Source organism: Candidatus Omnitrophota bacterium (genome assembly GCA_021735655.1).
Classification (GTDB): Bacteria; Omnitrophota; Gorgyraeia; order Duberdicusellales; family 4484-171; genus JAHKAJ01.
On record JAIPGM010000005.1, the window covers coordinates 97,584 to 109,460 of the forward strand.

An 11,877-nucleotide genomic window follows, 5' to 3' on the forward strand; every position below is an offset into this window, starting at 1 on the left:
TGTTTTCAAAGTTTATTGTTCGATAGAAGGCTTTTTGGCTTTAAAATAGTTCAGTAATAAGTAATAACGCAGTGCCAATTTTTTATCTCCGGCTTCTTTTCTTTTTTTGTATTCTGATTCCACAAATTTAGATGCTTGGCCAAGTCCTTCTTCAAATTTCTTTGCCTGTTCTGAGTTTTCATTTATACTTTGTAAGAATTCCTTACCGAGATAATCTAATATTGACACACCATCTAAATCCCGGACTATCATTTTTAGACAACTCGTTGCCATAACCTTGCACAGCTCGACATCCTCATTGGTTTGTGCGGGTAATTGCGGATGCTTATTTGCTAACGTCGCCAAATAATTTAACAGTTCCCGCCCGATAACTATTCGTGGATATTCCGCAATTTTGCTTTCCAATGCATATGCCTTATATAAGGCAAGTCCATAAATTTCGCCATTAACCAATTCAGTTCCCAAGCCCACTTCTATACCGGCTCGAAATGCCTTTTTCATTGCCAAAGATAAAACCATCATGCCTCCACACGCTAACAGTGTGCCAAAGACACCATTAATTGCATGTGAGTGATATTTATCCGTATGCAGACAAACGTAAGCTTGAATACAATCTGAAAAACGTTGATGCTTCAAATTGCTTTTTAGCATTTCTTTGAATTGCTCCATTTTTTCCGGAGGCACTTTAACCGAAGGCTCCCTTTCTTCTGTATAAGCATCAAAGAAATCCTGGAATCCATTGCGCAAAGTTTCGACGAACATCGCTGTTTGTTTATGGGCTTCTACTAAGCGTGGATGATTATCTTCAAGGGATTGGCCTTCAAGCCCTTGAAAAGCTTCTTTCTGGCCTAAAATATCGATAAAAGCTACAAGATAATAATAGTAATTTATGTTATCTTTTGCCATAATACGTCTCAGCCCACTACTTGTTATATTTCTTATAAATTTCTGTTAAAAACTCAAACCCTGCTCTAGCATATTTATCACAAATAGAATTTGCAATTTCATTTTTAAAACCAGCTAAATAAATTTTTTCAACAATAGATTGAATATTTTCTTGCTTATACCACGGAATACTTTTTTCTATCATTATTAAAAATACATTCCCTACGTCTTTTGGGTTAACGTCTGCTAATTTATCGAAATACTCAAGTAAGAATGAACTATGGTAACGCTCTTCTACATATTTAATTGACTGCTTCAACCAATCCACCTGCTCTGTTTGTAATTGATCAAGAAATACCGCGAGTAGATTCAAATCGGAAAGGATGTCTTTGTTTTTGTCTTCTTTTCCTTTTGTTCTGTTAAAACAATACCGCCAAAATTCAAATATTCTTTCCTTTTGGTCGCAATCTAATTGCGCATCCCTATGAGCCCAAAAAAGACTGATCACCTCTTCAATATCATTTGGGTCCCATTTTTCTAAAATATATTTAAACAAACTGTCTTGGCCATCTATAGTCTCTTGCCCCCTTAAGTAGGATATTGTTACATTTTCTACAATTCGTCTTTTCGCTTGATCGTTCGAAAATTTTGTATCAAGCGCACGCCTTAGATGACCGTTATCTTTTAATAGATTGTAGATAACAGCATAAACGGTATTGACATAAGAATATCCTTGCATAGCGCATCGCCAATGCTTTTCTTCAGCAGGAAAGATATTATTAATATTCGAAGTAACCCAATTTTTCTGCAAATAATACAAATTAGGCAAATAAGCACCAGATAGGCTTGAGAATTCGAAGTTTCCTTCCTTTGTTCTTTCAATCTCCCGACTAAATAGTGGCGCTACTGTCTTCCAGAAATCCTCTTTTTCTTTTATACCTTTATCAGGCAATTTTTCGAAATCACGGTACCGCCTAAGGACATAACTTTTAAAACTCTCTAGCACATGACCCTTTGTGGTATTAATCGCTTCGGTAAGCGCGTCTTCATCTTTACCACTTGCTGTTGATTCTTGTTTATCAAGCAGGGTCCGAATAATATTGTCTATTCTCTTATAATTATTCTCAGTAAGATTCAAATCGTCATTCTGAATCCCATTCTTGATCAAATCCGAGATAGCCGCAGGAATCCAACTTTTCTTAGGTTCAAGGGGAAACTGACTCTCCTTCTCTTTCCCGTCCCACAATACATCATCGCAGACGATAGCTTGACAAAAGTCTAAAATCTTGTCCCAATTAATCTCTTTTTTATCCCGCGCAAGTTCTTCAAACGCCTCTATTACATAATACCAATATTCGTAACTAGACTTCTTGAACTCAATGAGACAATTTTCAAAAAATCCCTGTTTTAGCTTAATCGCTTCTTTTAAAGACTGGCCTGCTTCTCGTATCGCAGTTTCTCCAAAGCGGTTTTTACCTTTGAAGTTACCAAGGAAAGTAATAATTTCGTTAATGCTTCCCTGTGCCAACAATTCACTAGCTGAAAATAGAGACTCATCCCCCCATGATACAGGTCCAATATAACTTAAGAATTCTGGATGTTCCGGCTTATAATCAATCCCTTTAAAATATTTCTCCTCTACATCATTCGGTATTGAATATCCCGAAACTTTAATAGCATATAGCCATCGCCTGCGAAGTATCGCATCCAATTTTTCCTTATCAACATCTTTTCTCCAGTCCCCGGACAACTGAACAACATCATTCATCAATGAATTCTGAAGATCTTGAGAAAATTGTTTAAAGTGGCGTGTTATCAGCTTATACAGTTCGTGGTGATAATTACTTTCGAGGAAAATAGTTTTACCGGTATCGCGAATGATTTTTTCACTAGTGGTTTTGTATTTATCAAACAACTGTCCTGTAATATACAATGAAAAACGTCTAATAATATGCTTGTCTGACCTAAAGCATGATTCAATAATAGTAGACGCTTCCTGTGAGGACGCATAGGCAAGAAACACATCTCTTAATCCAGAAACTAAAATATGTCGATATTCATCTCTGCTTATATTCTGTTCGCTATCTTCGATTGCTGGACGCCACATATAAGAATATGCGTCATCCTTTTCCGTCACAATATGCTCAATTTTCTTCTTAAGAATTTCGACAATTTCGGCACCATATTTTTCGCCCAAATGCGTAGCATTGATCTTAAATAATTCCTGCAAACTATGGGCACCAAGGCTATGCCGATTTTCAATCCTGATGAAGTCAAGAATGATTTCTATAAGTCGGCTAACTTTTTGTAACTCCTCTGGTTCTTTCAATAAGTTTGGCAAAAGGGTTTTGCCAATCTCCAGCATTACCATTGAGGCATCAAACTTACTGTCAAGCCAATCAGCAATAAGCTCAATATCTTTTATTTCCACGACATCTGACGGCAAGAGTGCCATGATTTTAACAAAAGACTGCCACGTACGCCAATTATCTGCTTTTTTGGTCTTATCATCGGGACGAGTCACCTCACGAATAATTGACATTAACTTTCGGACATGCTCTTTATTTCCAGATTTCGAGCATTCTTTGGATACCTTTTCTAAATATGTCAAAGCAGGCCAATATGGAATTGAGAAGAAACCTTTGTTTTTTTCCGACTCTACTGGAGAAGGATTATTTGTTGAACCAAAATAACCATGATCTTTAAGCAAAGTAAGATATTCAACCTTCGACAATTCATTAAAGACCTGTGCTCGGTATTCAGCCCCTTTTGCCATGTAATCTAAAAGACTTTTTTGCTCTGGAGTTATATTCGTCATTTGTTTAATAACCGCCTTATGACATCTTTTTCTTCTTCAAAATTAGGCTTATTGACTTTAGCTTTTAGAACAGCTGCCCATTTAATAATGATCTCTTCCAAATGAACGTGTCCTTTTTTGTCGATGTTATAGTCAATCAATTTTATGCCACAATGTCTTTCAAAATATCCCTTAAGATGCTTATAGGCAGCGTTATCCCTGCTCATACGTGGATATAGCCAAAAATGCCTTGGTTCTTCAACCCTCGGGGAATTGCTTTTTCTAACAATGAACTCCAATATTTCTTCTTCTTCCAGTCCATATCCAATAAACAAGACAATCTTCCGCGAAAACAAATCATTTAAAAAATCTATAACAAATCTATTCATATAATGATCCATATAATCTCTGGTGGTCATAATCATGGTTTCTTTGCTTTTTACGCTTCCATGAAGATGAATAACCGAGCCTGGCTGATCTAGTCGCGCAGATGTTAAATCCTCTTTCCTGAAAAATACAGAAGTAGGAGAGGTAATTCCAGAGTTTCCCAGAGAACTGTCATCACCTTTTGAACTTAATATTTTATTATCAGCGAGCTTATCAAGGCAATCATCATAATTAGTCGTTACAAAAACAGTCCCTATCGAATACAAAGCATCGTATATCGCCGTTTTTACCGCTATTTCTTTATCCTGAAAAATTAACCTTCCATAATCATAATCGATGCCTTTTGCTTTGTAGTTATCAAAAAAAATAGAGAGTTGAATCTTGGGGTTTAAGGCTAAGAGAGAAGATTTTTCTGAATATTCGATGTGCCCTTCTTTATAGAGAATGTCAATCGCCCGTCTTCCAAGCTCAACCCATGAAGGGTACCCCAATAATCTAGATACTCCATTGCCGACAAACAAAATTAATTTGCCGTTTTGAGCTGCGTCGATAATAGACGAATGATCTTCTATGTTGGGAATAATTCTTGACGCAGGATTTTTATCTTCTATCGTCATCAATAATACCCCCTAATATACGTTTCTAAATCTACCTCTCCGTCCAATACCTCTGCTTGATCCAAAACCTTTTTGACGGGTACAGTATATTCACCGGTCGGTTAGTTCCCCACTACCTGCTAACCCTTCTACCAACCTAATTTACCAACCCATGATTCTTACTGGTTAGTTATCTGGGCAGTTTTCAGGGTAGTCTTTTTAGGATATTCAAAATATTTGTTACTCATACATGACCTTTATAATATTACTTTCATAAAAAATGCCATAACCTGAATTCTATCGGGCTACGGCAAATCGCAATGGCAGGTCTTTTAGTCTAAAACTCTCGAGCAACCTTCGCCCATCAAATTAGCACTTTAAACATTTTTCTTTTTTAGTCGACTGCTGTTTTGAATGTATTCGTTCCCGCGCCATCCGACAATACTCTGGAGAAATATCAATGCCGATATAATTTCGTTTAAGGTCCCTTGAAACAACGGCTGTCGTTCCCGAGCCCATAAAAGGATCAAGTACAATTTTAGCATTGGTTGATGATACAATTCTTTGAATCAAAGATACAGGAAATGGAGCAGGGTGCCCATTTTTCATTTCCTGCGTAAATTCCCAAACATCACCGTAGGCATTCGCTTTTTTTGCCAATTTGAAATCCGGTTTAGCTATCAAGTATATAACCTCATAAGTAGGCAAGAAATACCCTGCGTTAAAATTAATTCCACCTTTTCTTTTCCAAACAATAATCTGGCGCACAGGAAATTTACTGACAATGTCATGCCGGTCTTGAAGCAAGCCATTTTGTACCCGCCATTTATGATTATAAAAAATTGCTCCGTCATTTTTTATTAATCTATACATTTCATCGAGACATTTAATTTGCCATGACACATATTCTTCATGAGGCATACAGTCATCATGATGACTGTATCCGTTAATCAAAGCGGCTCTCGACCATTTACCACCGCGACCATCTTTCATACCGTTTCCTGTAGAATTCTTAAGATTGTAAGGCGGAGATGTCACAGCCAAATCAATCGATTCGTCCGGCATTGCTTTCATTACTTCTAAACAATCACCGCAAATGATCTTATTCAGATAATCCTTAGGAAATTTTAGTTTAGCACTCATTTCATTCTTTCGATAACAGGTTAATCAAAACACCTCTTTAACATCATCATATAGATCCGACCACACGCCTTGCTTGAGCCGAAATTTTGTTCCGTGGTTATGTCCCGTTCGGGCGTCAAAATCAATCAACAAACTTCCTGCCTCTACACAGCACAAGAATTTCTCAAATGAAAAACCAGATAGAACAGAAAGGTGTTGATAGCAAAAATACTCATGCCCGTCGTCAATTTTGGCCTCAGCGATAACGTAAAAACAATTCTTTATTTTTTCGCCAATCGCATACTTCAAATCTTCAAAGCCCCAATAAGGCTCCGGTGAAATCGCTCCCAAGCCAGCTCTTTTTTTAACAGAAGATAGCCATGCCTTGATCTCAGGGTCTGCCATATCAGCCTTCTTTGAGTCAAATACGAACTTCAACTTTTTAGCAGTACGATCAACGACTACTGTAAATCCGCGATTTGTAAAACTACTAGAGCTGGTGGTAGACCGAAAACTCATTTCAGTTTTGGGGTATTTAAACCCAGCCTGTTTATGTGGCCAACCATATTTTGGTAAAAGAATATTGCTTACAATCCGAGCCGCTGTTGGCGATGGTTCAATGTGCTTTAATGTTATAAGCGAAGAAGAATGCGCTCGCTGTCCTTTAAGCTCCCATTCTCGAGCATTAGGAATCGGCAGATTGTTTTCTGTAATGCCAAGAAGAACTTCAAGCGTGTTGCCAACAGCGCCATCATTTCGAGTGTCTCGTGTTTGTTTTACGCTCTTATGCCACCCTTTCGATGCGATAGCTTTAATTTCCTTGATTAACTCATCCTTTGAAAATAATTTCATAATCTCCCTTTCACTAATACCTTTTTTGGGGCGGCTTCCAGAAATCTAAAAGATATTCAAAAGTTACACCCATTGTTATATAATTGCTTGGCCAGCCAAAAATACCAATGCCATTGACCACATTGGTACGATCCCATATTATGACATTTCGTAATTCATAGCCTCTCTTACGGAGTTCCTCAATCAACGAAACGTGAATTGTAATGCGCCGGTTTTCCCACCACATATCCGGAACATTAATAACGCAATGTGCTTTCTCTCTAAGCAGAGGAAGTAACCCTTCAAAAATATCTCCCATTGCCGTCGTATAGGAATCAATAGCCATTGTGCCTAGATCACGCACATCTTGAGAATATTGCTCAACTTTACCCAATTGCTTGTTGTTCCTGTCGCGTCGAGATTTGTTTTGACGGGATCTATTTAAAAGATTTGCGTAGGGCGGAGATGTCCAGATCAAACTTACAGTATTGGGGGAGAGATATTCTGAAATATTTCTGGCGTCATCCTGAATGGCCATCTGAGCACATGCATTAAACAGGTTAGGATTCTTTTGGAGCCGCTTAACACATAACTCAATGTATTTTTTTTGGAGATCGAACCCAACGGCATTTCGGTTCAAATCAGTTGCGGCAATAAGTGATGTTCCACTTCCAACAAACGGGTCAATAACCAATTGTCCCTGATGTGTGAATAATTCGATGACTTTTTTTGCGAGGGATATTGGAAAAGTTGCAGGATGAACAGATTTATCTCTTATATCGCGAGTTTCATAAAAAAACTGCCAAACTCCTATTTGGGATTTAAGCCAGTCCTTGGGGCCCATGCAATTAATATGTGTATGGCCACAATTACATAAACGCTCGTGCGCCATACCTAGCTTTGTGCCATATAAAGAATCGCCTTCAAAAACGGCCAAGGCTTTTTGCTCTGTTTTACTCTTATCATTGTGACCCTGATCAATAGATCTTTTGTCAACCGCGCTATGACCAAAACTTTGATTTCCCATTTCTATCTCTTTTCCCCTTCCCTCAATCGATTACTTCGTTTAGGTAAAATAAAAAAATTAGATATTTCGAATCGTAGTAACTACAATACCCTGCACCTGAAAATCTCTAGTAACCACTATTGGCTTATGTTGTTTATTGCTCGAACACGGTTTCAAAACGACCGTATCTCCTGATGAATTATATTGTTTAACTGTAACCTCGTTGTCAACTAAAGCAATGATGACATCTCCTGTGTTTGCGGTTTCCTGTTTGCGCACGAGTAGGAAGTCACCATCTTCAATACCTTTCTGATTCATTGAGTCGCCTTTGGCTCTGACAAGAAAATATTTATGCGGAAGTTGGGCTAATTTTGTTGAAACCGGAAACCACGATTCGATATTTTCTTCAGCTAAAATAGGAATACCACAGGCAACAGTACCGACAAGAGGCACGCTGATTGTCTGAACATTATCACTGTTATTAATATCCATAACCAATCGCAAGGCCCCTGAAGGATTTCTACGCAACACTCCTTTAGAAATTAATTTGTTAATCAATAGGGCAACAGAGCGAGGTGAACGATATCCTAAAGTCCCCATTAAGTCTCTTAATGAAGGGCATTTGCCAAAATTGACAAGAGCATTTCGGATGGCTTTAATGACAATCGCTTCTTTATCGGAAATCATTATATTGCTCATGTATACAATTGTATACAACATGGATAACTTTGTCAATGATTTATTTTCTTGATGATGAAAAGGCAACGCTGATAATAACATATGTGTTTTTCAGAACATCAAAACTTGTTCAGGTTTTACTGACTTTCAAAGCCACGGCTTAACAGGACAAAACTACATTTATACTGACATTCGCATGTCAATGATGACAATTTTGCCCTGTTTTGACCCTGTTTTGAGCCATTTTGGGCCCTTTTTACTGACATATTGGCATTGGAATGTCAGGGTGTACCGGCCGTTTTGCCCTCAAATCGTGAAATAATTCCAATCATAACATCAATAACTACAATATATTACGCATAAATAGTCTTTTCCAAGATCATGATGCGAATGACAAAATTGTCCCTGACATCGTTTTTTGAAGTCAAAATCACTGACAAACTGCGCCTCGGCTGACCCTCGGCCCAGGCCCGCCCGGGAAGGACCCACAATAATAATGCGTGCGGAGGAGGGTGGCAAGGAGGCCAATCTCCACCCTCTGCCAAGGCGCATTTACTCCATTAGAAAGCCGTCATTTCTAACAGAGTTTACCTGACAAAACCTTTGCGATGGAACAGCGTCCGAGATCATCGCTTGGGCTTCTCCGCATTATTTGACTTGTTACTCCGTTACCGCTTCCGAAACATCCACAGCAAGGGAAGACTGCACACTGAAACGTTTCGTAAGTTTGTCTATTTCTTCCTCGATATCGAAGCTCCGCACCCAGCTCTCCTTTCGCTCGATATCCTTTTCGATATCCGCAACCGTCGGCTTACTTCTATCGGCCAAGGCTCTGTCTTTGGCCTCATGAAATATGTCATACGGTTCACTTCCAAGCGCCGGACTGAACGATGGATATTCCTCAAGACGTCTTCGTGCGGTTTCCGGATGACCATATATTGCGATAGCCATAGCGTAAAGCCTGCCTTTTTCACGCCAGAGCTCAAGCTCCACCTTCAAACGCTTGCTGTTAAGCACTCTGCGCTCTGTCACGATATTGCGTGATTCTTCCTCATGCAGGGCTGTCAGTGTTTCAGAAAGCTTTGCCTTTAGCTTTTCGATAGTTTCGTCAACGATCTCGAGATTTATCTTGGCCTCATCGAAACGCTTGTCCGCTTGCTTTACCGCATCCGGACTTATTTTCTCGTCGCATATTGCCCGGCTTCTGATTTCTTTTACCTTTTCCTTCGCCTCGTCGTGTTCCTTCTGATATTGCCTTTGCTTTTTCTCAAGCGCTACTATCTGTTCGACAATCTCATCCGGCGTGCTTTTCTTATTCAGAATATTCAGAAAATTAAGTTTCATGATTTTTTATCTCCTTTCGATTTTGTTAGGTGCTGTAATAGATAAGGCTTCTTCCAGGCTACAACCATTCGATTCCTGATAACTTCTGGCACGTTCGATATGCTCCAACTGCTCGGCAATTAAAGCGCTGTCGGAATCAACCTTTTTATCCGGCGCTGTCCGGCTTAAAGCCTCGGTTAACGTACACTCGAATTTATCCCTGTACTCATAGGCCCGCTTGAGATGTTCAAGCCGGATATCGCCGGTAGAGACCATTCCCGGATGTTTCTTTGCTGTCACCCGTAAAGCCTCGGCAAGAGTGCATTTATTGCGCTTCATGTAGATATTGGCGTCGATTAAATGCACAAGTTGTTTTTCTTCCTCCGAGCCCGGGACATAACGCTTGATCATCTGACTGATCGTATTCAATACATGTAATTGGTTCATTTTTAGTCTCCTCCTGTTTTGGTTTTCGTTACTATGAAATTACCCATGGCTTTTTATCTACACCCTCATAGAATCACCTCCCCCTGTGATGACCGTGAACGTTGTGAACGTAAATTCCTGTCTTTTCTAATTACCTCTTTTTGCGTAGTTTCTTGACCTTTTACCCTTATTTTTCTAAACCTTAAAAAGCAGGAAATTACGTTCAAGATCTTCACAATCTTCATAACTTGTTATGGCTTCATGCGTTACCCCATGAATATGGCTGTGACCGTGGAAGGCTGATATTCACAACGTTCACTCGAATCAGCCCGGCGTATCTTCGCAACGTTCACAGACGTTCACACCTTCGTTCACACTGTTTTCAAAAAACGTATCGCCTTTATTCTTGCGTAAAATAAATAGCTTCCGGCCCGTTCCGGATTCCCGCTTTTTGCTACGTACAATATCAATTCCTATACCACGCATAACCGGCGCTATCCTCATAAGCTCCGATGATAGAGCCTTGGGATTATCGGGAATGCGTTTATCGAACCCGGACTCCGGCTTAATATACTCAAGCAAGGTAGTGGCTGAACCGCACCACTGTCCGCCGTTGGATTCCACAAGATAGGCTAACTTCTGCGTAATAGGGTTCTCTTCGGCAGTATCTTCCCATTTATACTCAACCGACTCCTGATACTTTTTGAAAAACTCATCCTGTGAATATCCCAGTGTCTCGGAAAGGGCCGCGCCCCACCTGGCAAAGTCTGACATTCTAAACTTTTCATGGCCGGTTACTTTATTAACGATGGCCATAGCATTGGATATCGCCGAGAAGAAACCGCCCAATATGCCCGGAAGCGATGCCTGCCATTCATCGGCAATCTGCTTTTCGGGCCTTGTTTCTTTTAAAGGCGGGATATCGAAGATGATGGATCTATCCAGTAAATCCGGCCTGCATACGGAATTGCCTATACCGTTTAATACAAAGCACCGGCGGTATGTCCGTATGAATACCTCGTCATTCGTGTAAAGCGAGCGTTTCATGTCACCTTCACCGGTTACGGCCCGGCAGAGGAAATCACTGAACCATTCGGAAATCTTCGAAAGGTTATCGAAAGTATTTATCCAGTGTTTATCTGCTATCATTTGAGCCTGATCCAAATCCTTTGGGCTTGAGATGAGCATAACCTTGGAAGGGTCGCATAGGCTTTTAATCAACCGGGAATTATTGGATTTTCCCGTGCCTTGCTCGCCGACTTGAACAGGTATAACGTGGGGAATATCTGGAATAAAAAACGACGCTAACATCGTCATGAAAAGACAGTAATCATCCTTGTTGATATTACAGAATTCCAGAAACCTCTTCGGATCATGTCCTTTAACAGGTATAACCTGCGTATCCTGATGATTGTATCTTTTGAATACCGGCGGAAGGTAGACAACCTGCCAGCCTTTCTTATCTATAAAGACTCCCTTCCAATCGGGTGTAGTAAGATCATAATAAATGCTGTCTTTATACCAGCCGACACGGTTATAAAGTTCGAATTTGGGCGAATCTTCGCATTTTGCCTCTGCCTGAATCCGTGCCTGTTTTAATGCTTCGTTACATGGCGGGCTTTTGTATTTATAGCGGTAGCGCTTGGCAAGCCAGTTCCTGAAGCGGGAGCTGTTGGTCTGGCATACCTCCAGATGATTATCGATAGGGAGCACTATAAAGGAGTTGCCTTGCTGATCACGATAATAGTCTGTTATTTCTTTTTCGCAGTATCGTGTAAGTATTTCACCCTGGGTGGGATGCGCCTTGCGATAATTCACCTGGCAAT

The 11,877-nt window shown here is 39.9% G+C and carries 10 protein-coding genes; all 10 read right to left on the minus strand.

The window, feature by feature from the left end; translation table 11 throughout:
- Positions 1–12 precede the first annotated feature (12 nt).
- Positions 13–906: a hypothetical protein gene (locus K9L86_05455; GenBank protein ID MCF7908296.1), complete on the minus strand. Its 894-nt coding sequence runs from the start codon at positions 904–906 to the stop codon at positions 13–15.
- A 16-nt stretch (positions 907–922) separates the two neighbouring features.
- The gene (locus K9L86_05460; protein ID MCF7908297.1) at positions 923–3,703 is read right to left on the minus strand and encodes a hypothetical protein; all 2,781 of its coding nucleotides are present in this window, start codon (positions 3,701–3,703) and stop codon (positions 923–925) included.
- Positions 3,700–4,686 (minus strand): SIR2 family protein, encoded by a 987-nt coding sequence (locus K9L86_05465; GenBank protein MCF7908298.1) that lies wholly within the window; start codon positions 4,684–4,686, stop codon positions 3,700–3,702. Before K9L86_05465 ends, K9L86_05460 begins: the two co-directional genes overlap by 4 nt.
- A gap of 348 nt (positions 4,687–5,034) precedes the next feature.
- Positions 5,035–5,808, minus strand: coding sequence for a site-specific DNA-methyltransferase (locus tag K9L86_05470; protein ID MCF7908299.1), 774 nt, complete (start codon positions 5,806–5,808; stop codon positions 5,035–5,037).
- 24 nt (positions 5,809–5,832) lie between these two features.
- Positions 5,833–6,639 (minus strand): MvaI/BcnI restriction endonuclease family protein, encoded by an 807-nt coding sequence (locus K9L86_05475; protein ID MCF7908300.1) that lies wholly within the window; start codon positions 6,637–6,639, stop codon positions 5,833–5,835.
- A gap of 13 nt (positions 6,640–6,652) precedes the next feature.
- Complete coding sequence (locus K9L86_05480; protein MCF7908301.1) at positions 6,653–7,510, minus strand: site-specific DNA-methyltransferase; 858 nt, start codon at positions 7,508–7,510, stop codon at positions 6,653–6,655.
- 192 nt (positions 7,511–7,702) lie between these two features.
- Positions 7,703–8,323, minus strand: a complete 621-nt coding sequence (lexA, locus tag K9L86_05485) for a transcriptional repressor LexA (protein ID MCF7908302.1) — start codon at positions 8,321–8,323, stop codon at positions 7,703–7,705.
- A 639-nt stretch (positions 8,324–8,962) separates the two neighbouring features.
- The gene (locus tag K9L86_05490) at positions 8,963–9,646 is read right to left on the minus strand and encodes a hypothetical protein (GenBank protein MCF7908303.1); all 684 of its coding nucleotides are present in this window, start codon (positions 9,644–9,646) and stop codon (positions 8,963–8,965) included.
- Positions 9,647–9,652: 6 nt separating this feature from the next.
- Entirely contained in the window at positions 9,653–10,072 is a 420-nt protein-coding gene (locus K9L86_05495) for a hypothetical protein (protein ID MCF7908304.1), read from the minus strand.
- 303 nt (positions 10,073–10,375) lie between these two features.
- The coding region (locus tag K9L86_05500) for a hypothetical protein (protein MCF7908305.1) at positions 10,376–11,877 on the minus strand (1,502 nt) is incomplete at its 5' end.

Excerpts from the sequence above, each read along its gene's own strand:
- K9L86_05455 (MCF7908296.1), bottom strand. The coding sequence starts at position 906 with ATGGCAAAAGATAACATAAATTACTATTATTATCTTGTAGCTTTTATC.
- K9L86_05460 (MCF7908297.1), bottom strand. The coding sequence starts at position 3,703 with ATGACGAATATAACTCCAGAGCAAAAAAGTCTTTTAGATTACATGGCA.
- K9L86_05465 (MCF7908298.1), bottom strand. The coding sequence starts at position 4,686 with ATGACGATAGAAGATAAAAATCCTGCGTCAAGAATTATTCCCAACATA.
- K9L86_05470 (MCF7908299.1), bottom strand. The coding sequence starts at position 5,808 with ATGAGTGCTAAACTAAAATTTCCTAAGGATTATCTGAATAAGATCATT.
- K9L86_05475 (MCF7908300.1), bottom strand. The coding sequence starts at position 6,639 with ATGAAATTATTTTCAAAGGATGAGTTAATCAAGGAAATTAAAGCTATC.
- K9L86_05480 (MCF7908301.1), bottom strand. The coding sequence starts at position 7,510 with ATGGCGCACGAGCGTTTATGTAATTGTGGCCATACACATATTAATTGC.
- lexA (MCF7908302.1), bottom strand. The coding sequence starts at position 8,323 with ATGAGCAATATAATGATTTCCGATAAAGAAGCGATTGTCATTAAAGCC.
- K9L86_05490 (MCF7908303.1), bottom strand. The coding sequence starts at position 9,646 with ATGAAACTTAATTTTCTGAATATTCTGAATAAGAAAAGCACGCCGGAT.
- K9L86_05495 (MCF7908304.1), bottom strand. The coding sequence starts at position 10,072 with ATGAACCAATTACATGTATTGAATACGATCAGTCAGATGATCAAGCGT.